The sequence below is a fragment of the Candidatus Epulonipiscium sp. genome (assembly GCA_012519205.1).
Classification (GTDB): Bacteria; Bacillota; Clostridia; order Lachnospirales; family Defluviitaleaceae; genus JAAYQR01.
This window is the reverse complement of the sequence record JAAYQR010000026.1, coordinates 61,975-87,708: the sequence shown is the minus strand read 5'-3', so window position 1 is coordinate 87,708 and position 25,734 is coordinate 61,975. Positions and strand designations below refer to the sequence as shown.

The 25,734-nt window shown below is 34.5% G+C and carries 13 protein-coding genes, 1 pseudogene and 2 other annotated features; of the genes and pseudogenes, 1 reads left to right on the top strand and 13 read right to left on the bottom strand.

Annotated elements, in window-relative coordinates:
- Positions 1-11: 11 nt before the first annotated feature.
- The 9 genes from GX308_08645 to GX308_08605 form a co-directional block, all read right to left on the bottom strand.
- Positions 12-947, bottom strand: a complete 936-nt coding sequence (locus GX308_08645) for a MoxR family ATPase (GenBank protein ID NLK22125.1) — start codon at positions 945-947, stop codon at positions 12-14.
- A gap of 167 nt (positions 948-1,114) precedes the next feature.
- The gene (locus tag GX308_08640) at positions 1,115-2,905 is read right to left on the bottom strand and encodes an ABC transporter ATP-binding protein (protein NLK22124.1); all 1,791 of its coding nucleotides are present in this window, start codon (positions 2,903-2,905) and stop codon (positions 1,115-1,117) included.
- Complete coding sequence (locus tag GX308_08635) at positions 2,905-4,644, bottom strand: ABC transporter ATP-binding protein (GenBank protein NLK22123.1); 1,740 nt, start codon at positions 4,642-4,644, stop codon at positions 2,905-2,907. The genes GX308_08640 and GX308_08635 overlap by 1 nt, the downstream gene beginning before the upstream one ends.
- A 345-nt stretch (positions 4,645-4,989) precedes the next feature.
- Positions 4,990-5,418: a universal stress protein gene (locus tag GX308_08630; GenBank protein NLK22122.1), complete on the bottom strand. Its 429-nt coding sequence runs from the start codon at positions 5,416-5,418 to the stop codon at positions 4,990-4,992.
- 90 nt (positions 5,419-5,508) lie between these two features.
- Positions 5,509-7,287: a LysM peptidoglycan-binding domain-containing protein gene (locus GX308_08625; protein ID NLK22121.1), complete on the bottom strand. Its 1,779-nt coding sequence runs from the start codon at positions 7,285-7,287 to the stop codon at positions 5,509-5,511.
- 119 nt (positions 7,288-7,406) lie between these two features.
- Complete coding sequence (locus GX308_08620; GenBank protein ID NLK22120.1) at positions 7,407-10,835, bottom strand: DUF4982 domain-containing protein; 3,429 nt, start codon at positions 10,833-10,835, stop codon at positions 7,407-7,409.
- A 25-nt stretch (positions 10,836-10,860) separates the two neighbouring features.
- On the bottom strand, positions 10,861-12,567 hold the full coding sequence (locus tag GX308_08615; protein ID NLK22119.1) for an SGNH/GDSL hydrolase family protein: 1,707 nt from the start codon (positions 12,565-12,567) through the stop codon (positions 10,861-10,863).
- A 247-nt stretch (positions 12,568-12,814) separates the two neighbouring features.
- Entirely contained in the window at positions 12,815-14,773 is a 1,959-nt protein-coding gene (locus GX308_08610) for a class I tRNA ligase family protein (GenBank protein NLK22118.1), read from the bottom strand.
- 72 nt (positions 14,774-14,845) lie between these two features.
- Positions 14,846-15,104: a binding site (T-box leader), on the bottom strand.
- A gap of 357 nt (positions 15,105-15,461) precedes the next feature.
- Positions 15,462-16,016: a rubrerythrin family protein gene (locus GX308_08605; GenBank protein NLK22117.1), complete on the bottom strand. Its 555-nt coding sequence runs from the start codon at positions 16,014-16,016 to the stop codon at positions 15,462-15,464.
- A gap of 194 nt (positions 16,017-16,210) precedes the next feature.
- Between GX308_08605 and GX308_08600 the strand changes: the two genes are divergently transcribed.
- A complete protein-coding gene (locus tag GX308_08600; protein ID NLK22116.1) occupies positions 16,211-17,317 on the top strand; it encodes an HD-GYP domain-containing protein in 1,107 nt (368 codons plus the stop codon).
- A gap of 542 nt (positions 17,318-17,859) precedes the next feature.
- On the opposite strand, the pseudogene GX308_08595 reads toward GX308_08600, so the two are convergent.
- From GX308_08595 to GX308_08580, 4 genes and pseudogenes are all read right to left on the bottom strand, one after another.
- Positions 17,860-17,958: pseudogene (locus tag GX308_08595) on the bottom strand (DUF4212 domain-containing protein).
- Between the two features lie 153 nt (positions 17,959-18,111).
- A complete protein-coding gene (locus tag GX308_08590) occupies positions 18,112-20,559 on the bottom strand; it encodes a glycogen/starch/alpha-glucan phosphorylase (protein NLK22115.1) in 2,448 nt (815 codons plus the stop codon).
- A gap of 75 nt (positions 20,560-20,634) precedes the next feature.
- Positions 20,635-21,927 carry a M18 family aminopeptidase gene (locus GX308_08585; protein ID NLK22114.1) on the bottom strand — a complete coding sequence of 431 codons (1,293 nt, stop codon included), beginning with the start codon at positions 21,925-21,927 and terminating at the stop codon, positions 20,635-20,637.
- A 126-nt stretch (positions 21,928-22,053) separates the two neighbouring features.
- Positions 22,054-25,170, bottom strand: a complete 3,117-nt coding sequence (locus GX308_08580) for an isoleucine--tRNA ligase (GenBank protein ID NLK22113.1) — start codon at positions 25,168-25,170, stop codon at positions 22,054-22,056.
- Positions 25,171-25,215: 45 nt separating this feature from the next.
- Positions 25,216-25,432 (bottom strand) — a binding site (T-box leader).
- Positions 25,433-25,734 lie beyond the last annotated feature (302 nt).

Sequence of the window (25,734 nt, the reverse complement as noted above, 5' to 3'; positions counted from 1 at the left end):
CTTAAAACTAATTATATAATATCTCTTTGAAATACCGGTACCGTAATGCTATTTATAATCTGTCTTATAATTTCTTCCCCATTAATATTTTTCCCAGGCTTTGTAATAATTCTATGGGATAGGACATGGGGAGCTATTTCCTTAATATCATCCGGTATAACATATCTCCTCCCCTTAATAAATGCCCACGCCTTAGAAGCCTTTAGAAGATTTATACTTCCCCTTGGACTTATTCCAAGAACTACATGGGGGCTATTTCGGGTAGCTTCTGCAATGCTTACAATATAATTTTTCAAACCATCGTGGACCTTTACTCCCTTTACTTCCTCTTGTAGATTTAAAATGTTTTCTGTTGTTACCACCCCATTTAAATCCTGTAAAGGATTATTTATTTCAAATCTATCTAATATCTTTTTCTCCTCACCTTTACTGGGATAACCAAGAGATATTTTTAGAAAAAATCTATCCATTTGTGCCTCTGGCAGTGGATATGTTCCTGAACTTTCTATGGGATTTTGAGTTGCCAATACCATAAATGGTTTAGGCAGAGGAAATGTTTTACCATCTACCGTTACCTGAAACTCTTCCATAATCTCCAAAAGACTTGATTGCGTTTTTGGAGATGTTCTGTTGATTTCATCTACCAAAAGGAAATTACATATAGCAGCCCCCTTATGGTAATAAAACTTCTTTGTATCCTGATTATACATGAAAAACCCTGTAATATCCGAAGGCATAACATCCGGTGTGAATTGAATCCTATTAAAATCCCCATTTAGGGAACGGGCTAGGGCTGCTGCCAGTTGAGTTTTTCCCACTCCCGGAATATCCTCAATTAATACGTGACCATTACTTAAAAGAGCAACCAAAAGCTTTTCTATTACTTCTCTTTTTCCTATAATCACCTTTTCCACAGACTCAATCACATCATTTATAATAGTATACATAAACAATACTCCCTCTGTATATTCTGATTTCAATTATATAGTTATTGTCTGATAATAACAATATGATATTACCTTTTGAATTTATAAAATTAAAGGAAGTATCTAAGCATAAAGCTTAAATACTTCCTTCTTCTTCAGAAAATTGTATTAGAAGGACTATTGTAGATCTAGATTGCCTCTCCAGCCAAAAATTTAAATTGGGCATTAAACAGTTCATAATATAATCCCTTTTGTTCCATTAATTCTTCATGGCTCCCTATTTCTTTTATTTTCCCATCGTCTATCACCATAATCCTATCGGCATTCTGGATAGTGGAAAGACGATGGGCAATGACAAAGGAGGTTCTTCCTGACAAAAGCTTTCCGATTCCTTTCTGGATGAGCCTTTCTGTTTGTGTATCGATACTCGCCGTTGCCTCATCTAAAATTAGTATCCTAGGATCAGCTAGTAGGGCTCTTGCAAAAGCAAGAAGCTGTCTTTGACCTACAGATAATCTTGACCCCCTTTCATTTACATCCGTATTATAACCCTTTTCTAGCTTCATAATAAAATCATGGGCACAGACTGCCTTAGCCGCGCTTATAATTTCTTTATCTGTAGCATCTAATTTACCATATCTAATATTATCCTTTATAGTTCCTGAAAACATAAAGGTATCTTGAGTCATGATGCCCATTTGTCCCCTTAAACTTTCTAGGGTTACTTCACTAACATTATAACCATCAACAGATACCTTTCCTTTTTGATTTTCATAAAACCTACTGATTAAATTAATAATAGTTGTTTTACCTGCTCCCGTCGGACCGACTAGGGCAATAGTTTCTCCAGGTTCTACATGGAAAGTTACATCATTTAAAACAAGATTTTTATCGTCATAAGCAAAAGATACATCCCTAAAGGATACCCTTCCTTTAACTTTAGGAAGTATTTTGGCTCCTTCCTTATCTTTTATATCTGGTTCTATGTCCATTATTTCAAAAATTCTTTCTGCCCCTGCCATATTGGTTATGAGTACATTATAAAAATTACTGATGTTCATAATAGGTTGCCAAAATATCGAAACATATCCTGTAAAAGCAACCAAGAGCCCCACAGTAATATCCCCGCTATTTAACATTTTAACACCATACCAAAATACGATTACTGAACCGATTCCCCAAGAAAGTTCAACCAAAGGCCAAAACATATTGTTCATCATAATGGCAGAAACGAAGGTTTTTCTTACTTCCTCTAGTAAACCCTTAAAAATGGTACTTGTATGTTTCTCCTGAGTAAAGCTTTGGACCACCTTGATTCCTGAAAAATCCTCATGGGTATAGGCATTCATATTAGAATTTTTCTTTCTATGGAGCTGCCATCTTTTTCGTGATATCCCCTGGATAATAAACATAGCAACAAGTAAAAAGGGCAGGGTTGTAAGGGAAATGAGAGCTAGTTTAAAATTCATCGTTACCATAATGAGTATAACTGCCACTATTTTGACAAAGTCAGGAATAAGATTTGTTACACTATTGGTGAATAATTCATTCAAAGAATTTACATCACCTATTATCCTAGCTAATATTTTTCCTATAGGTCTATTATCAAAAAATGAGAAAGATAGGGTTTGGATATGGGTATATAGCTCTTGCCTTATGGTTAAAAGTATTTGATTAGTTACCTTTGCCATAACTATTATTCTCTTTCTACTGCAAAACATAGCTACTATATTTATAATAACCATTAAAATCCCTAGTAAAATTAATCCTCCACTATCTCTTTCCACAATATAATAATCTATTCCCCTCTTTAGAAAGTAGGGATTTAGCAGTTCTACCGCTATAACTATCACCATGAAGAATAAGGTTTTTAAAACCTCTACCTTATATGGTTTCAAATAAGTCAGTAGCCTAGCTATAATCTCTGTATTTAATTGTTCTTCTAATACTTCATCTTTTTTATAATTATCCCTTGCCATTAACCTATCACCTCTTTAACTGCTGCATTTTCAAGCCCTCTAAACTGTTCTTGGTATATATTGTAGTATTCCTTTCTATTTTCTAAGAGTTCTTTATGACTACCTCTTTCTACTACCTTGCCATCTTCTAGTATTAGTATTTCATCGGCATTTTTTACCGCTGAAATTCTATGGGCTATGATTATCTTAGTGATATTTTCCCTTTCTTCTATGGATTTTTGAATTTGATATTCTGTTTCCATGTCAAGGGCCGATGTAGCATCATCTAAGATTAATATCGGGCTGTTTTTAAGAAGAGCCCTGGCAATAGAAATTCTTTGCTTTTGTCCCCCCGATAAGCCGATACCCCTTTCACCAATAACAGTATCATATTCTTCCGGCATCTCCATCACGAAGGAATGAACATCTGAATCCTTAGCTGCAGCTATTAATTCCTCGTCAGAAGCCTTTTTATTTCCAAATTTAATATTTTCCTTAATTGTATCAGAAAATAGAAATGTATCCTGCATAACAACAGACAGGCTTTTTCTTAGGGTTTTAATATCCATTTTCTTTATATCAATTCCGTCTATCAAAATCCTTCCCTCGGTACTATCATAGTATCTTCCTGTTAAGTTTATAATAGAGCTCTTACCTGAACCGGTTACCCCCATAATCCCAATAGTACCCCCCGGCTTAGCTTCGAAGGAGATTCCCTCTAAAACTTTACTGCCTCCGAATTCTAGACCTATATTATCAAAGATGATATGTCCTTTTATTTCTTTTGGGATTATAGGATTTTCAGGATTTTTTATTACAGCTTGTTCCCTAAATAATTTTTCTAATTTCTTAGTAGATGCCAAGGCTTGGGCCACAAGATTTGTAAGCCATCCTAACATTCTCATGGGCCATATAAGCATGAATACATAATTACTAAAGGCCACTAAGGTTCCTATGGACATCCTATCTTGGATAACAAATATTCCACCTATAGTTGTTACGATTACAACAACTAGATTAGATAAAAATTCAATCATAGGGTTATATTTTGCCCAAATATATGCCTGATCGAGGTTCAAATCAAAATTCTTTTCATTTTGTCTTAAAAACTTTTGAATCTCGTATTTTTCCCTTCCGAAAGCTTTAACCAACCTAACCCCTGCGATATTTTCTTGGGCCGTAGTATTAAGTACTGCCCCTTGGTCACTGATTTTTCCATAGGTTTTTCCTATTCTTTTTTCTAGTTTAAAGGCAATGTACCCAATAAACGGCATAAGGGCTAAAGTAACAATAGCCAGCTTCCAGTTAAGAGTAAAAATCATAAAAGAGGCAATAATAAGGTAAAATATCTGTTCTAAAAAAAGCATAATACCAAAGCCTAATGCTCTCCATATATTATCCACGTCTTCTTTAATCCTAGACATTAGTTCCCCTGTATTCATGCCATCAAAAAATGAAAAGGACAGGCTTTGAATATGATCGAATAAATCCTTTCTTATGTTAACTACTACTCTTGCACTAACTATATCAAATACAATTTCCTTACCATAACCCAAAATCCCTCTACCGATTGTCACCGCAATCAATCCTAAAAGTACTTGCTTAAAAATTCCAAGATTACCCTCAGTAATGACATCATCAATGATGAGCCTAGTTAAGTGGGGATTAAACATATCAAGTATTAAAGCAGATAACATAATAAAAAACCCTAGAATATAAATACTTCCATATCTTTTAACATATACAAATAAACGTCTCATAATTTTCCTCCTAATAACCTAAAAACGCCATGAAGGCCATGACGTTTTATGCAATAAATCAATTAGAAATCTATTGGAAAGCATAAAAAGGCCATGGATAACACTACCCATGACCTTAATCTTTATATGAAAATGAATGCACCATTAGTGAGCGGCATATTCATTTGAGGTAGGGTTATTGTTATGAAAATCCATATTAAGTTGAATAATTTTGGTAAATCGAATATTAATGTTTTTTAAAAACATAGTCCTACCTCCTTTTCAAAATTTTTGTTTCCTATTGTAGGATAGTTTTTTCCTAGAAATTTGTCAAGGAATGTAATCAAATCTTAATATAAGTTTCTACTATGAAGAAAATGCTTCTTTGTCTTTTATATTTAATTTCTTTTCTCTTTCTAGAACCATAATTTCTACTTCCGGGGTTGTTGATGTAATATAGTTTTCTATATCTTTGGCAATAAGTCTATGGATTTTATTTCTCATGGTTTCCCCTAACACTAACTGGGTGATGTCCATTTCCTTAATGAACTCTACTATCCGCTCCGGTACATTATCGTCACAAACTACATGGACTTCCCCACCTATATCCGAGGCATAGTCAAACAATTCTTGCAGTAGCTCTGCCGTGTTGTTTTGGGATAGAATATTATTCCCATGTTCGACATGTAGTACATGGAGTTCCCCTCCAATTTGTGATGCTAATTGCGCACCTTTTTTAATAAGCCTTCGACTATTCTGCTGGATCGTAATGCAAGCTAGTACTTTCTCTGACACCAAATCCCCTCCTTTGGAGATATAATCCTTATTACCCTATTTTATTATACCATAGGTGATTTTAATTTACTATAGATTAGTCTTTTAAATTTATTTGTAAGATATCCCACTCCAAAAATTATTATCCTCAAGGCCAAGGCGCCATATCGCTATACCCTGAAGTCCCCTTGCTTTTGCTAATTTGTATTTATACTGGGCACTTTTTTCGTTTTCAAACCAGACTATTTTGTTCTTTCCCTTATCATCCTTATACCTATAATAAGGAGCCTTATAGGTATCATTCCATAAAATTTTACCCCCGTATTTTTTGAGATATCCATCTATCTCAAAAACCGTAACGGCCTTTCCCCCTTTTTCTCCTGTTGGCCAATCATAACCATATGCACCGATACCCATAACTAATTTATCCGGGGGAATTTCTTTTACCGCATAATCAATTACCCCTTCCACCCAGCCGTAAGACGCTACGGGCCCTGAATCTCCCCCGGCCCAATGTTCGTCATAGGTCATAAGAACTACCCTATCTGCATACTCACCTATAGCCTTATAATCATAAGCCCCAACCCAGTTATCCTTGGGATTATCAAAGCTTTTGGCGGGAAGAGTTGCTGAAACCAGATACCCCTTAGGACCTAATTCTGCTTTTAATTCCTTAATAAAAGAACTATATTCAGCCCTAACATCGGAGCTTAACCCTTCTATGTCTATCTCTACTCCTTTATACCCATATTGCTCCACCCCCTCTAATATGCTTTGTATCAGTTTTCTTCTAAGAATGGGGTTTTCCAATACATCTTCAGCCAAGTTTTTATCAAAATTACCCCCTTGGGCATTATGAATCAACATAAATGAATCTATATTGTTTTTATCTGAAAAACCTATCATATCTATATGGGAATAATCTGACTCTAAAGTTCCTTCTTTTGTTATACCATGACTAAAGGTTGATATATCTGTTATTTTTTTATTATTATCCCTCAATGAATTATAGGAGCTATTATGACCTTCATAATATTTAACAGTAAACCCTAAAACCGTATCAAATTTATAAGGAATAACCTCTATCTCTTCCATAGAAGGCCCCTCAATAATTGCTGAAGGGGGAATAACCCTAAGAAGCTGTCCTACATAAATCATATCTGTTTTAAGATTATTCCATTTTTTTAAATCTAAAACTGATGTGTTAAACTTCAGGGCTATTTCAAGCAGGGTATCCCCCTTTTTTACAACATAATCAGAAACTGTAGGTAGAGTGCTATTTATTAAGACAGTCTTTGACTTATTATCCCAATTCACAGGGGTGTTAAAAGATTCTGAAACAAAACGAATAGGAACCATTAGCCTACCGTTAATAATCTTTGGTGGGGTGTCCAAAAAGTGAAGCCTCCCATCTACAAAGGCCTGATTTAAATTAGCTTGAAGATAAATAGTTGTATTTTCTTTTTTAATTATAGCAACCTTATTTTTTTCTTCCCAATGGACAAAAGCTCCCATGGACTGCCCTATTACTCTGATGGGAACTAAGACCCGACCGTTTTCTATTACTGGGGAGGTATCAGATTGTACATATTGATTATTTATACGAATTTGAATAGGATTTGTCTTACTAGTTAGGGCTCCATAAACATCAGAATTTGGATTTTGAAGGACAAGGGTGCCTAGTACCATAGAACCTACCATAAGTTTTACTGATGCAATCTTAATACTTGGATATGCTTTTTGAATATAAAGCTGTATACTTATTTTCTTTTTTTCTATAGGAATTTCATCAAATTCCCTAGAAAACTCAACATCTTCCGGTAAATAAAATATAAGATGATATTCTCCATTTTCGTGTATAAGTTTTTGTTTATATTTATCCCAGTTCACTTTTTCCCTTCTTTCTCTATAAAAAAACCACTTTATTTAAAGTGGTTTTTTTACTTATATTCTTATTATGGAAAGAAGAAAGAAACTTATACACCTTTAGTATTTTTATCCATAAGTTATTATTCAAATCTAAACCATCCAAAATCAAAATTAGAGCCGGGAAGAAATACGAATGTCACCTTTTGTACCCCAGTTATTTTTTCCAGATCAAAAACTTGTTCTTCATAATCATCCGAGTACATAAACTCTACTATTTGACTATTATCAACCTTTCCATCATTAAATCTAATATGAATCGTATTTTTATCAATAGGAGATTTACCAAAAATCCTAATTCTTTTAATTCCCTTATCAGTAAAATCCATTTCATTAAATTCGAGAGAAACATTGTTCCCTATGCCTTTAACGCAATCATCTTTTATTGTAAATGTATCTCCATATATATGTTCACATTCTAAAGCCATATTCTTACCAAAGGCTCTGTTTTTCTTTTCAAAGTAAAAACCTTTAATATGAACTTTTTGATTAAGTATGAAACAAATTGAAGTAATACCCTTAAGCCTCTTTGATAATTGATAAGTTTCTTCTTGGTACACATTCCATTTAGTTTCTTTTTGGTAAATAACATCAGCTAATAACATGCTTCCCTCTTCCTCGGGCATGCCTTCCCAAATTTGTAAATCATAAGCTTCACTAGACAGGGCAAAAATAGGAATGGTTATACTATCAGAACCATAAGGACCAAAGTCAATTCCTCTAAAACCTACCTGGGTTTCCCCATCCCTAGCCGTAGCTACTCCCCTTTCATTACCGTTTCCAATTTCACCTTTACTATAATCATAAAGTCCCGCAGAAATGAACTCATAAGGGTTTTTATAGGCTATCCCAAGATCTGTTGACTTAAATTCTAGTTCTGAAATTAATTTAATTTTATCGGTACCGTTTTTACTCATACAACGAACTCGAAATACACCATCTCCTAAGGCTATTATCTTAGCTTTATCCCCCTTTGCTTCTATTTTGGCAATATTTGATGCAACTCCTATATCATTTACTACACTCCATTCTAGTTCTTTATAGGTGGTATTTTCGGGATATAGTTTTGTCTGTACATTTATCTCTTTTCTTAACTTATTAAACTCCCTTTCTTTGGAAATAATCTCAATTTTTCTAAGGGGTATCTCATCATAACTTCCCATAGTACAAGGCATTTCTTTATTTTTAGTATGGACTATAATTCCTTTGTTTTCTTTGTCTTCTGACTTTATGGCTTCTAGTTGTAATTTTTCACTTTCTAGACCTTTTCCCGTAACCTCTATTTGGATTTTACCTGAATTTAAGGTTGGTGCTATGATTGCCATTAACTTTCCATTAAAAAGTCGTCTACTTAATCCCTTATATTGATCATAATCTGTACTATCTCCGTTATCAAGACCAATAAGTCGGCCTTCACCTGTAACCGATACATGGATCCTATTATTTGCATTTTCTACTGTATTACCATTCTCATCTTCTACCGTAATTTCTAAAAATGCCAAATCTAAGCCATTAGCCATAACCTTATCTTTATCACAATCAAGACAAATTTTCCTAGCATCTTTAAAAGATTTTCTTATATCCGTTGCAATTATATTGCCATTTTCATCATAGGCTATAGCCTTTAATTCTCCCTCTTTATAAGGTATCTTCCACCAACCTAAAAGCTGTGTCCCATTTTTATGGTCAATATCATATGCTCCTATTTGTTTATCATTAAATAATAATTCAATTCTTGGGGCATTAGAGCATACCCTTACATCTATCATCTGTCCTTCATTAAAATCCCAATAAGGGAAAATATGCACCATTGGGTCTGTCTTATAATCAGTCCAAGCTGCTTTATATATATAATATGAATCTTTTTCAAATGTAGCAGTATCAATTTGTCCAAAATAAGAATTTTTCGTATGATAAGGAGTTGGTTCTCCTATATAATCAAATCCTGTCCAAATAAATTGTCCTAGAGAAAATGGGGTATCTCTTTCGGCTATAATACATGCTTCTGGTGATTTTGCTCCCCAACTGGTTGAACTATTACCAAGGGCTGAACACTGCTCATCATCATCGGCTAGAATAGGCTTTTCGAAGGGAAAATGATATACCCCCCTACTTTGTACCACAGAGGCCGTTTCACTGCCATAGATTATCCAATCAGGATGCTCTTTATGATGTTGGTTATAATATTTTTCAGCATAATTATATCCTGCAATTTTTACAATATCAGCACATTTTCTAGCATTTTCCCAAGGCATATAATTGGAACCTATGGTAACCCTAGCATTTTGTTTTGGGTCGTATTTTGATACATAATCCATAAGCATTCTCGTAAGTTCTTGTCCCCTTTTATCTGCATGGGTATCATAAATTTCGTTACCTATACTCCATAAAAGAAGGCTTGGATGATTTCTATCTCTTATTATCCAACTTTTTATATCCTTCTCTGCCCATTCCTTAAAAAATCTTGCATAATCATAAGTAGTTTTTGATCTTTCCCACATATCGAATGCTTCTGAAATAATAAGAAAACCCATCTCATCAGCTAAATCCATAAATTCTACTGCGGGCATATTATGGGCTGTTCTTATGGCATTAACCCCCATATTTTTAAGTATTTTAAAACGCCTCATTAAAGCAGACCTATTAAAAGCAGAGCCTAAGGCACCTAAGTCATGGTGTTCACAAACTCCGTTTAATTTTGTCTTTTTACCGTTTAAAATAAAACCTTCATCTGGATCTAGAATTACTTCCTTAAAACCAAGGTTTTGTTTTATTCTTTCGATTTCCTCGACCTTTTCCTCATCACCAACTAGGGATAGTATAGTAATAATCTTATATAAATTAGGTTTATCAGTACTCCATAATAAGGGGTTTTCTACTAGGAGTTTTTGTCTATCAGTACGAGAATATATATTGGCATCTTCTACTTCTATGATATTTTTAGAAGATGAAATAATCGCATCCTTATCCATTATGATATGAGAAATTTCTACCCTTTGATTAATTTTTATTGTTGTATCAACTTCAACTTCCCATTGTTTTTCTTTTTTCCTCGTTGTTATATATATGCCATCACTTATGATATAGTTTTTGTTTCTTTCTTTTAGCCAAATATTACGATATATCCCTGCTCCCGAATACCATCTGCTATTAGGACTTTGGTGAATTACTTTAACTAGGATTTCATTTTCCCCTTCAATCAATGCTTTGGTTATATCATATTCAAAAGAAGAATATCCGTATTTCCATTCCCCTATAAGTTTCCCATTAACATATAGGGAAGAATCCATATAAACTCCTTCAAAATATAAAAAAATCTGTTTCTTTAAATTTATATAATTGTATTTTCTTCGATACCATCCTATACTGTTTTCATAAAGGTTTAAGGTATTATATATTAACCAATCATGGGGAATATCTATAGGTTCAAAAATCAAATCCTTATTTTCATTAAGCTCTACTTCGCTTTTTGAAAATTCCCATCCATCATTAAAAAGTATTTTTTTATTCATTTTAGATATCCTCGCTTTTTTAATATTATAGGGTATACCCAAATCCTAATATTGTAAAATACTTATTTTCATTGCCTTTTGTCATTTTTATTTCTATCATATGTTCTTTTGAGATATCTTCCTTATATAATATAACTGTATTACAATGGGTCCAACCATTAATATGGGGGTTAGCTGTCAGCACTAGCTTTCCATCCACATATATATCTGCTTTACCAAAGTCTTCCCTACCTGAATCCTTATATATCAAAAGGAGATTTTTACTTTTGATTTTCATGCGAAAACTATCTGTACCTGTTGCAGGGGTGTGCATCCAATTATATGGAAATTGTGGAACTGGCTTAGGCTCCTTATCTATTTCAACCATTTGAAGCTCCTTATCCACATCTGAAAAACTACCTGAATTTATTTCTATATCTTTTGTAAAATCCTTTCTATCAAGAAGTTTAACTTCTATAAAAGCATTACCTATTACAGGGTTTTTATCTATTATAATATCCTGTTCATCTAATTTTGTTTCATCCACTCTTTTAAAAAGATAAGTAAGGCAATCAGCCATTATCCTATGTCCATCATTGGTTGGGTGATATGTGTCATAAAAATACTGTCTTTTTGTTATTACATTGCCTTCCCCTCTTTTTAGGGAAAATTGTTCTACCACTGCATCTAGCACACTAACTATAGGTAAGTTATATAATTTTCCGACGGGACTAAGCCGTTCTTGTAAATTCCAATCATTAGCAAATACACTAAATAACAAGATTACGGCAGGTTTATTGGGAGCATTTAGAATTTTGAGTACAAGGCTCTCATAGCACTCTCCTTTTGTTTCATCCCCATCATCATTAACTCCAAATTCTACTATAACTATATCTGGGGATACTGTTCCATCCCTAAGAACATCTCTTTCATACCTTATCATACCCAATTCTGAAGGAGTTCCACCTACCCCTGCCTTTAGAAAATGAACATTATTTGCCCCTTCTTTTTCAAATATCTTTTTGAAGCTTAGGTAAGACCTATATGCATAGGAATTCGTATGAATAGGTTTAGCCCCAGCTCCTTGAGTTATAGAGCCTCCGATATATGCTATTGTGAGGTCTTCACCTTTTTTGGCCTTTTTTATGGCCCTTTTTAATCTTAAATTATTACCCATATTCATAAGGGACTTAGTAATCATTTCTTTATATTGAAAGTCTTCAAAGTCAATTGGAGGATCAATATTAAATTCGGGAACCTTGTATCCATCATGTAAATATAGTTTTACACTTACTTTGGCACTTTCACCAGGATTTAAAAATTCAAAAGCAAGTTTTCCGGGAATATTATCATCCTCTGACCAATTTATATCCCCTAGGGGAATAATTATTTCTTCTCCATTATTACTACAGGGAATACGAATCATTGTACCCCCATCATATTTATTGGTTTCCCCATAGTTATGAAACACAAATTCTATTGACTTTGTATCCTTAGAGGCTGTTACAGATACCCCTATACTATGAACCAATTGGCGAAATCCCTTACAATCTTTTAAAAGCTCTAGGATATTTTCATCTTCTATGCCACCCACAATCTGAGCCTTATTAATAAGTCTTCCATCATCTAAATAAATCTCTTGGGATGGTCTTGTCTTTTGTCTTTCTGTTGCCTCGACAATCGTATCTACCATAATATAAAATCCATTTCTTTTTGATACTGGGTCTTTTGGTGCTTTTGGTCCTTTATCCATTCTCAATTCCTCCTATGAAAAATTACTTAAAAATTGTTCTCCTATAATACAATAATATATTAGACCCAAATACATATCAACTGATACTGACACTTTATAATATAATTAATAAGGCTATTGATGAACATCATTCATCAATAGCCTTATTATTAAATACCATAGCAAAAGAGTTACTGCTACCAGCTTAAAATTCTAAATCCCAAAAGGTATACCCACCCCTTTGAAAGAGGTACTATTAGATTTTAATCTATCCTAGCTGACTTGGATGTTTTTCGAAAAAGTCTACCCTAGGTTCTAAGAATTTTACGGGGTGATTTTCCTTGTCTTCCATAAAATTGTATATGGTATCAAATATTCTATCCCAGCTCCAAAATTCCTCACCGAAGTTAAGGTAGTCTCTAAGCATTTCTGTGCCTTCTGGGGCGATAGGATGCATAAGGATTGCTGCAGTTCGAATCATATGGAAGGTATCTATTATTACCTGCTTATGAAATTCGCTGTCTTTGGTTTGTTCTGCTATCTTTATGTTTTTTACCCAATATTTATTAATATTACGGATATAAATATCCATTGAGTAGGTTAGAGTATTGAATTCGTATTTGTACATCAGCATTTCATATTCAAGAATGATATTTTTTGCATCTTCTAATACTTCTTTACTAACTTCTCCTACGGGTATTTTCCCATCGTAGTGTTGTTGAACCGTATAGAAGCTAGAACGAATAACCCTATTGAATACATTAGTAAGGAGATTACCCTCTTTAAGAGCTGGATCGCTATCTTTTTCTGTGGCCTTTGGATTTAAGGGTTTTGGTTGGAATCCCACACTTCTATTAGCAAGGCCTAAACTTATAAAATGAGCTCTTAGTTGTTCAGCAGTGTAATAATCTAATAATTCTCCTGCCATAGGAGGTTTTACTTTACCACTGCTACTTGCCTTTTTATCTAAAAATAGGATATGGCTATTAGGGACCAATATGGGAAGATTGAGCTCTTTTTTCATCCCCATAAACATACCTATTTCTGCAAGACCATAAAAATAGATATTGTCCTCCCCTATAAATTGATAAATAGATGAATCCTTAGAGCACCACCAATCTTCCCAGCTGCCTAAATCTTTATCGGATTGGTTTAAATAAGCTTTAGTAAAAGAAATGGGCGCCCAAAGGGATTCAGGCCATACCCAGAAGGTTAAGTTTTCTATGTTCTCGATAGCTGGAGCAGGCACTCCCCATTCTATGTTTCCTGTAAGACGGAAAGGCACTAGGGTCTTTCCTGTTCTAAAGCGGATTGCTTTATCCGATAAAGCCTGAGATGCCTTATCCCTATCATCTAAATTATCAAAAATTAAGGTAACAGAGCTTTTTCCTTCTTCCGACAGGGTGTACGGAGGCATATCCGTAATAGCATTTAATTCATCTATTTGGTCCTTTTTTACATAAATCATAGGGGGCTTAATAAATTCTTCTATGGCCTTTATCAATAGTTTACGGGTGTTAGGTTTCTTCTTAATCTCATCTATCCATTCCTTTATATTTTCGTTAAAATCCTCTAGATTAAAGTACCAATTAATCACATCTCTCATCTCAGGCTTTTTCCCTGTTAATGTACTTTTGGGATTAATCAAATCCTTTGGCATGTATTGATGACCTAAGGAACATTCATCGGCATACGCTTTTTCCGAAGAACAGCCTTCTATAGGACATTGTCCTATTACTTGTCTGCCATTTAATAAAACATCTAATTCCGAATCATAGAATTGAGAGGTTGTAATTTTGGATAAATACCCATTCCTATACAAAGTATTAATAAATTCATCAGAGGTTTCTCTATGAATATCAGCAGCATCACCAAAACTTGAAGCCCCATAAAAATTTAGAGAAATATCATATGCATCTAATACTTCCTTTTGTTTTTTATGATTTTGTTCTACAAATTCATCGATGGTGCCCGTAAATTCACCTTCTTTTATCAAACGACGATAATTTTCAAATATAGGGGAACCATAGCAGTCTGTTCCTGAAACGAATATAACATTTTCTTTTCCTATACGATCCCTTAAAAATCTTGTAAATACATCGGCATGGACAAACATTCCTCCTATATGTCCAAAATGCAGCTCCTTATTTCCATAGGGCATTCCCCCGGTGATTATAGCTCTTTTGGGAAATGTAGGCCTTGTTGTATTGGTTATATCTTTTTTCATTATATCTATCTCCTTTTATATTAATTGTAAAAAATCTCAAGAATAAAAAAGCCCCCGTCCAAGATTTATCATCTTAAGGACGAGAGCGCTGCTTCGTGGTGCCACCTTATTTTACTAATATGTTGCCATATTAATCTTTTGGGTACGGTATTGTATACTTATACCCTAGTTCTATAACGGGAACTCCCGACATATCATCATTCTATAAAAAATTATAAAAATCCGTATGCGGCTCCAAGTCTTGGTTCGACAAATTACTCTTTACTCCTTTTCACCTAATGGAGCTCTCTTTAAAAGAATAATTTACTACTCTTCTTTTCATAGCCTTTATGATTATTTATGCTTATTATAATATCATAATGTATACGTATTGTAAATAATATTCATACGGTAGTCCTTATATATTCTTTACTGTTTCTATCATCCTTAATCCCTTTTTAGTCATTCCACTATCTGGAAATTCTTCCAATACAGCTAATCTGTCTAATAATTGGTTTAGCTGAAGCCATTTTTATTCCCCTTCAGAAAAAATAATAAAAATACTTTTTTATGATATCCTACTTAAACATTGCTATAAATTATTATGGACTGTACCCTTAGGCCTTATCCTATTTGGGTTTTAAGACATATTATTTCTAGACACACAAAAAGACGGCCATATCAATAGACCGCCCTTTAATTGTTTAAGTTATTTAAACTCTTTAAATACTTCTTTTTTAGCTCCGCAGACTGGACATTTGTCCGGTGCTTCATCCAATACTGTATACCCGCAAACAGGGCATATGTAAACAGCTTCAAGATCATAATCCTTGCCCGCTTTTGCTGCTTCTTGGGCTTCCTTGAACATTTTAGCATGAATTTTCTCAGCCTCCAACGCATAATGGAAGGAACGCTTTGCTCCTTTTTCTTCTTGAAATTCGGCAGTGTTTAAATAGACTGGGTACATTTGTTCAATTTCATGGAGTTCTCCATCAATTGCTCCTTGGAGATTTTCTACAGTATTGGTAAGTCCAAAAACTCCCCCTGCCGGAACAGTGTAATCACCCTTTTGTTCTTTTAGTACCTCAAAATGGTTATTAGCATGAACATATTCAGCATAAGCTATAGCTTTAAAAAGAATACCTATATTTTTAAAGCCTTCTTTTTCTGCGGCTTCCCCCCAAATAAGATAACGCATATGGGCCATGCTTTCTCCCCCATAAGCAGAACGTAAATAATCAGCAGTCATTGCATTATTAACCATAAAAATCCTCCTTCTTTTGCCTTCCTTATTATACCTTGACTTGATTATTTTATGCAATACTATTTATTTTATACGTATCTTTTTAAACAAATTTTATTAAGTTCGGCTAAATATGTGGAAAATAGGGCACTTTTATCTTATAATAATATTAATTATCATAAAAAGGCTATATATGAAACGGAGGGCATATATATATGCGCTTAATCCCGGTTGATTGCTTAAAAGGTGGAGAAATCATAGCAAAAACTGTTACTGATGAAAGTGGCAGTAGGCTTTTAGCGACGAATACAAGTTTTAAAATATATTATAAACAAAAACTAAAACATAGGGGAATTGATCAGATATACATTGCCGATAACCTCTCTGAAGGGATTCAAGTAAAGGATGTCATCTCGGAAAAAGTCAGATTAGAAACTATTGATTTAGTAAAAGATACCCTATCAAGGTTTAAAACAACCCAGCAAATAGATGTAGATAGATTAGAAGTATCCGTTATTAATATAATAGAAGATATCTTAGACCATAAAGATCTTCTTTATGATATGGTAGATATCAAATCAAAAGATGATTATACTTATGCTCACTGTGTCAATGTGGCGGTATTATGCGTGATGCTTGGAAGAAAAATGGGGGCAGATAGGCCTTACTTGAAAAAGTTGGCCTTAGGGGGACTCCTCCATGATTTTGGGAAGATATTAATCCCTGATGAAATACTAAGTAAGCCAACAGAATTGTCCTACGATGAATTCAGCATTGTCAAGCAGCACCCCTTTCAGGGATACCAAATTTTCAAAGAACACCCCCAGCTTACACCAATAAGTAAGGTTATGATTCTTATGCATCATGAAAAGTTAAATGGCGAAGGCTACCCCCTTGGATTATCAAAAGAACAAATTCATGAAGGGGCCAGAATTTGTGCTATTTGTGATGTCTTTGATGCTATGACCAGTAAAAGAATTTATAGGGACCCTTTTACCATAGTGGATACTCTTAATGAAATGGAACGAATGACAAAAAATCATCTAGATGAGGATATATTTAAGATATTTAGAAGCATTATATGCTATTATCCTGTAGGTACAACCGTCTTATTATCTGATAATACCATTGCAATTGTTGAACAAAATAGAATAGAATCTATCACCCAGCCGGTTGTAAGAGTTATATATGATTTGGGAAGTCAAAGAGAAGTTTTTAAAAGAGTAGATTTGATTCTAAATGATACAATAACAATACAAAGGGAATTAATTTCAGAAGAATATATAAACAATCCATCCATTTTGAGGGCAATGAAATTATAATTAATTACGGGCGGTCTAAAACCGCCCGTAATTTTTAATAATATGGGTAGGGATATTGATAATATGGATAACCATAGCCGGTTCCATAATAAAAAGGATACCTTCTCCTATACCCCCTTCTTCTTCCAAATAACTCTGTAAGTAATAATGCACCTGCTAATGAACGAACTAACCTATTTCTTGGAACGCCCTGTCTATCCATATCCCCTTCGCTTAGAACTTCTGGCATTTCACTTTTTATTCTTTCGTATACCCTATCTACCATCTGTTCTACACTCTCTTGGTCAGGATAGTCTTCATACATAGGACTTCCACTGTAATCCATCCTATCACATTCGCCTTCTACATATCCTTGTATCCTTTGACATAATTCAGGATACATTTTCTTCATATATACCATATCTCTTTCATCTAAATCGTCCATACCAGACATATTACACTGCATCATCGGCTGTTGTATTCCTTGATGCATATTAGGACATGCTCCTTGATGTGTCGACGGGCACTGCATACCCGGCTGCTGCATCATTGGCTGCTGCATCATTGGTTGCTGCATCATCGGTTGCTGCATCATTGGTTGCTGCATCATCGGTTGCTGCATCATCGGTTGCTGCATCATCGGTTGCTGCACCGCCTTTTGCTCTTTACAATTTACTCTATCTTGTTCAAATTCTTGGGACATTCTTTATCCTCCTTTATATATGTTTTGTATCCAATAATAATATATGCCCTTTGGCCCGTTTGGTTCATATTAATAATAGAAGCAATAAAAAACCCCCTAAAATTTAGGGGATTTAATTATCATATTCTATTGGAATAGGCCTTAGATTCCATATCTCCTTCGCATATTCCTCTATGGTTCTATCGCTAGAAAATTTTCCACTTGAGGCTGTATTTGCTATTTGAATTTTTACCCATTGGTTTCTATCCTTGTAAACTTCAGCCATCCTTCTATGAGTAGCAGCATAACTTTCAAAGTCTTTTAATATGAAATAATAATCACCATTATTTAAAAGACTATCGTATATCTCTCTAAAGAGTTCTGGATTTTCCTTGCATAAAAATCCATTAATCAACTGAGTCAATACCAATCTAATATCTTCATTGCTATTATAAATATCCCAGGGGTTATACCCACCGTTCTTATAATATTTTATTACTTCTTCAGCTGTTAGACCAAATATGAATATATTATCGCTCCCTACTTCTTCTTTTATTTCTACATTGGCTCCATCAAGGGTTCCTATAGTAACAGCTCCATTTAACATAAATTTCATATTCCCCGTACCGGATGCTTCTTTGCTTGCAGTTGATATTTGTTCACTAATATCGGCTGCAGGGAATAATTTCTCTGCACTGGATACATTATAGTTTTCTATGAATACTACTTTTATTCTACCTCCAATGCCTACGTCATTATTAATAATATCTGCCACGGTATTAATTAATTTAATGACTAATTTTGCACTTCTATAACCAGAGGATGCCTTTGCCCCAAATATGAAAGTATGGGGATGAAAATCCATATTAGGATTAGCCTTAAGTTTATTATACAAATACATAACATGCAATATATTAAGAAGCTGTCTTTTATATTCATGAAGTCTTTTTATTTGGATATCATAAATAGAGTCGGGGTCAATATCTATGTTATTGTGTTTTTTTATGTATTCAGCCAATTTTATTTTGTTATGTTTTTTTATTTCTATGAACTCTTTTCTAAAGGTTTCATCTTCTTTATAAATCATAAGTTTCTTTAGTTCTGATAAATCTGTAATCCACTTATCTCCTATGGTATTGGTAATCAAATCTGCCAATTTTGGATTGGATTTTAGTAGCCATCTTCTTTGTGTAATTCCATTAGTTTTATTATTAAATTTATGAGGGTATATCTCATAGAAATCCTTTAATTCTTGATGTTTTAAGATTTCGGTATGAAGGGCTGCTACTCCATTTACGGAGTGACTTCCCTCTATGGCAAGGTATGCCATCTTAACCTGCCCATCGGCGATAATAGCCATTCTTCTTATTTTTTCGGAATCAAATTTGTAAGTTTCCATAAGTTTAAGGCAAAACCTTCGGTTAATTTCTTCTATTATTTGATAAATCCTTGGCAGAAGTCTTTCAAACAATTCAATAGGCCATTTTTCTAAGGCCTCGGACATTATGGTGTGATTGGTATAAGCACAAACTCCTTGGGTAATCTCCCATGCTTCACCCCAAGATAGGTTCTCCTCATCCAAGAGAATTCTCATAAGTTCTGCCGCTGCCATAGACGGATGAGTGTCATTCATTTGGATGGCTACTTTCTCCGGCATTTTTTTAAGATCGGTATGGTTTACTTTGAACTTTTTAACCGCCTGTTGCACACTGGCAGATATAAAAAAGTACTGCTGCCTTAACCTTAACTCTTTTCCCTTTATATGATTATCATTAGGATATAATACTTTTACTATGGTTTCTGCCAGATTATGTTCTTCTACTGCCTTTTGATAATCTCCCTGCTCAAATTTCTTTAAGTCAAATTTATTAACTGCTCTAGCATCCCATATTCTTAAAGTATTTACCGTATAATTATTATAGCCTGTAATAGGTATATCATAGGGGATGGCGATTATCGATTGATAATTTTCTTGAATAAACTTGTCTTCTCCATTTTCCTTTTTTTCTACCCTAACATTACCCCCAAATCTTACTTCACAGGAATACTCTGGTCTCATCACTTCCCATGGATTGCCGTATTCCAGCCAATTATCGGGATACTCCTCCTGATATCCGTCTATAATTCTCTGCTCAAATATGCCATATCTATACCTTATTCCACAGCCATAAGCCGGATACCCTAAAGTAGAAAGGGAGTCTAAAAAACATGCAGCTAACCTTCCAAGTCCTCCATTTCCAAGACCTGGATCAGGTTCTTCTTCTTCTATATCATTATAATCAATACCTAATTCTTCTAGGACTTCTTTTATTTCTTCCTTTGCCATTATATTAATTATGTTATTTCCTAGGGCGCGACCCATCAAAAATTCCATAGATAAATAATAAAGCACCTTGCCGTCTTGTTCTTCATAAGCCTTATGGGTAGCAATCCATCTATCCACAATTAGATCCCTAAGCACAAAGGCAACCGCCTGATAAATTTCTTGCTTTGAAGCTGTATTAATTGTCTTCCTTGATAAGGTCTTGATATTCTCAATGACTTCTTTTTTGAATTCTTCCTTATTAAAAATAAAATTCAATTAAATCCCTCCATTTGTATTATAAATTTGCAGCTATTTGTTATGGATAGCATAAATCTTATAGCTACAAATATATTATGAACAATAGAATCTTTCAAAGGATCTTATGATATACTCATGGTCTAGTACTCCCCCTAATTCTCTTATCGAATGCATAGAAAGCATAGGGCTTCCTATATCTACCGATTGTATTCCTAGCTGTGTTGAGATTATCGGTCCTATGGTAGAGCCTCCTGCTTCATCAGAACGATTTACAAATCGTTGAACGGGAACCCCTGCTTCTTTACATATTTGTTCATAAATACTACTTGTGATTGCATCACTGGTGTATTTTTGATTTGCGCTGATTTTAATAACTGGTCCTCCATTTATTAATGGATGGTGGGTCGGATCTTGTTTTTCCTCATAATTCGGGTGAAGAGCATGGGCCATATCTGCAGAAATCATATAAGAATGAGCTAATGCCCTAAAATAATCTGCTCTATCTTTCCCCAAGGAAATCAATATTCTTTCTAATATATTATAAAGCATTGGAGAATCTGCCCCTTGCCTTGTGGCGCTTCCCACTTCCTCATTGTCAAAACAAACTAAAACATTAATACCAGATTTGGGCTTCGTATGAACGATAGCCTTAAGCCCCCCATGAACCATGGCTAAATCGTCCAGTTTGGGCGAAGATATAAATTCCCTATTCATACCCATAATTGTTCCCTTCTCAACAGTATATAAAAACAAATCAAAATCTATGATTTCTTTTGTATCGTTTTCCAGCTCATGGCTTAATAGGTTAACAATTCTATTGTTTTTCTCTAAATCCTCTTTTACAATTCCCAGAAGTGGAAGTGTGTCTTTTTGTTTATTTATTTGTATTCCTTCATTGACCTTGCGATTCATATGAATTGCAAGACTAGGAATTATTACAATGGGGTCTTTTAAATCCACTAGCTTAACAACAGGCTTAAAAATATTATTACTTTTTAGTACTACTCTTCCTGCTACAGATAGGGGTCTATCAAGCCATGTGTGTAATATGGGTCCTCCATAACTTTCTGTATTTAGTTTTATATAGTTTTTCACCCTCATTTCAGGTGTAGGTTTTATCCTAAATGTAGGACTATCAGTATGGGCGGCTATTATTTTAAATCCCTGCTCTTCCACACTGCCTTCTCCTACATCAAAAGCAACAATTGCGGAATCGTTAGTAGTTACAAAGTATCGTCCATTTTTTTGGATTTCCCAGCGGTTCCTTGTATCTAAGCTAATAAATCCATTGTCCTTTAAGGTTCTTTTTATATTATCTACCACATGGAATGGCGACGGGCTATTATCTATGAAAGAAATCAGTTCCTTTGCCAAGGTATTATCCATGGTTTCCTCCTTTTTAAAGATTTTGAATCCATCAATAAATGCTCTACTATTGTAACACAAAAGCATTACATTTATAACTTTAACTTTAAGAATTTAAAAAAAGTGGGGAGCAATGCCCCCTGCTTTTTATGCCTTTTCTATACTTAAATTAATATCCTCTTTATTTATTTTCCATTCTTTTTGGTAGCCTGTCTTTTCTCCTTCTGCTATTGTTTTGCCCAATACTTCTCCAGATATTTCATTTTTGTTTCTTTCTATAATCTTGGCTAATTTTTCATTTCCCCAGTGGTGAACGTTAATATTATCTTGTACCTCGAACTTAGCTTCTTTTCTCATCGTCTGGATTTTACTGATGATTTCTCTTACGAATCCTTCCTCTATAAGTTCCTCTGTAAGATTTGTGTCTAATACTACCGTTATATCTTTTTCACTTTCAGCTACATATCCTTCCTTATGCTGGGTCTCTATTAGAAGGTCCTCTTCGAATAACTCTACCTTTTCTCCATCAAAATCAAAGGTCAGTGGCTTATTACTTTTAAGTTCATCCATAGCATTATTGCCATCAAGCTCCTCTAAGGCTTTGCGGATTTTGCCCACTAATTTGCCATATTTTGGACCTACGGTTTTTAGTTGTGGCTTGAATAAATAGGTTGTAAAATTCGCCACATCTGTTGTAAATATTATCTCTTTTAGATTTAATTCTTCGGCAATTATATCTTTAAACAATTCCGGTAGCTCCTTAGAGGATTTTACATACATTTTTCCAATGGGCTGTCTGTTCTTGATATTTGCAGTATTTCTGCAGGCTCTTCCCTGAACCACTATTTTAAGCACTTCATTCATGTTTTCTTCTAAGTCCTTATTTATAAATTCGGTATTTACTTGTGGAAAAGAACATAAGTGGACACTTTCTGGAGCAGACTTATCCACATTACCCACAAGGTTTTGGTAGATTTCTTCTGCCATAAACGGAGTAAACGGAGCTACTATCTTTGTCAGTTCTATTAGTACGGTGTAAAGGGTCATATAGGCATTGATTTTATCCTGTGGCATATCCTTATACCAAAAGCGCTCCCTACTTCTCCTTACATACCAATTACTTAAATCACTTACAAAATCCTGTAATCCCCTTGCGGATTCTATGATTTTATAATTACCAAGATTTTTATCTACTATTTCTATCAATGAATGGAGCTTGGATAAAATCCATTGATCCATCAATGACAATTTATCATATTCAAGTTTATATTCTATTGGATTAAAGCTATCAATATTTGCATATAGCACATAAAAAGCATAGGTATTCCAAAGAGTTCCCATGAATTTTCTTTGGGCCTCACTTACTGCATCTCCATAAAACCTACTTGGAAGCCATGGAGCACTGTTAGTATAGAAATACCATCTAACTGCATCAGCCCCCTGATTATCTAAAACAGTCCATGGATCTACTACATTCCCTTTATGTTTACTCATTTTAAAGCCATCTTTATCTTGAACGAGCCCTAAAACAATTACATTTTTATATGCCGGCTCATCAAATAAAAGTGTGGATATAGCAAGCAAGGTATAAAACCATCCCCTAGTTTGGTCCACTGCCTCACTGATGAAATTAGCAGGAAAATTAGCTTCGAAAATCTCCTTGTTCTCAAAAGGATAATGCCACTGTGCAAAAGGCATGGAACCCGAATCATACCAACAGTCGATTACCTCTGATACTCTTTTCATTTCACCATTACACTTAGGGCAAGTAAGATGCACATTATCAATATAAGGTTTATGAAGCTCTATATCTTTTGGAACGTTTTTACCCATTTGCCTTAATTCTTCTATGCTTCCTATGGCATGGCGATGACCGCAGTTACATTCCCAAATAGGCAAAGGCGTTCCCCAGTATCTTTCACGACTTAAGCCCCAATCTATAACATTCTCTAAGAATTTACCAAATCGACCGTCACGGATATTTTCAGGTAGCCAATTGATTTTTTTGTTATTTTTAAGTAATCTATCCCTTACTTCTGTCATTTTTATAAACCATGTATCCCGTGCATAATATAAAAGGGGTGTATCGCATCTCCAGCAGTAGGGATAGGAGTGTTCATAATCCTGAGATTTATAGAGGAGATTTCTTTCGTCTAAATTTTTTATAATCTGTGGATCTGCATCTTTTACAAATACACCCTTCCATGGAGTTACCGCTTCTATAAAATTCCCTTGTTCATTAACTAACTGCACAAATGGAAGATCATAGGTGCGACCTATCCTGGCATCGTCTTCCCCAAAGGCAGGGGCAGTATGAACGATACCTGTTCCATCAGTTAAGGTTACATAATCATCTGCTACAACATAATATGCCTTTTTATCTATTTGAGCAAAGTCGAATATTGTATCGTATTCTAATCCCACTAAATCTTGCCCAACCATTGTATCTAAAACTTCATATTCTTCATTTAAAACTGTGGAAGCTAAAGCTTCTGCCAAAACATACACTTCATCAGCACATTTAGCTCGTATATAGGTTTCCTTGGGATTTACAACTAAGGCAACATTAGATGGCAAAGTCCAAGGGGTGGTAGTCCATGCCATTAGGAAAACCCCATTTTGATCCTTTACCGGAAATTTTACATAAACAGAAGCTTCTTTAACATCCTTATAGCCCTGGGCAACCTCATGACTTGACAAGGATGTTCCACATCTTGGACAATAAGGCACTATCTTATGTCCCTTATATAATAATCCTTGATCCCATATTTTCTTTAGGGACCACCAAACCGATTCTATATAATTATTATGATAGGTTACATAGGGTTCCTCCATATCCACCCAGTATCCTACCCTATCACTCATTCTTTCCCACTCACTTTGATATTTCCAAACACTTTCTTTACATTTTTTAATAAACGGCTCTACCCCATAGCTTTCTATCTGTGGCTTACCACTGATACCGAGCATTTTTTCGACCTCTAATTCCACGGGAAGCCCATGGGTATCCCAACCTGCTTTTCTTAAAACCTTATATCCCTTCATGGTTTTATATCTAGGAATGATATCTTTCATAACACGGGTTAAGATATGTCCTATATGAGGTTTTCCATTAGCTGTTGGGGGCCCATCATAAAATGTGAAAGTTGTTCCTTTCTCCCTTGATGAAATACTTTTTTCAAAGATATTGTTATCCTTCCAAAACTTTAATACCTGTTTTTCCCGTTCCACAAAATTAAGGTCCGTCGAGACTTTGTTATACACCGTATTTCCTCCATTCTTATATAAATAAAAAAACCTTTCATCCTTTAACAGGACGAAAGGGCTTCTTTCGCTATACCACCTGAAAACCTATTACATACATTTATATGTCTCCCTATTAACGGTGGAATGCCGTCAGAGCCTACTTTATTTTCAGTCTGCCACTCCAAGGTGATCTTCTGTATTTTCCTTATCTTGGGCTTCCACCATCCCCAATTCGCTATAGATTCCAAAAATACATACTTGTCCTTTTCTTCGTGTTTATGCAAATATCCCAATATACAACTCAATATATAATTATAGAAAGATTTTTTGAATTTGTAAAGGGTTTTTTGAATTTATCTAGCATTTTATTTGATCCCCATCATATTTTTAAAGTATATATCATAATTTTAAATTCATAAAGGGGGAGTTTTATGGAAACTATAGCGGTTATATTTGTCTCTTTATTTTCTTTATCAACTGTTCTTCTTCTCTCCTCTCAGTATGAGCGCCATTCTATTAAAAAAGGTGAAGAACTTATTAAGCTTTTCTCAAAGGATAGATGATTTAACTATCCTTTTTATT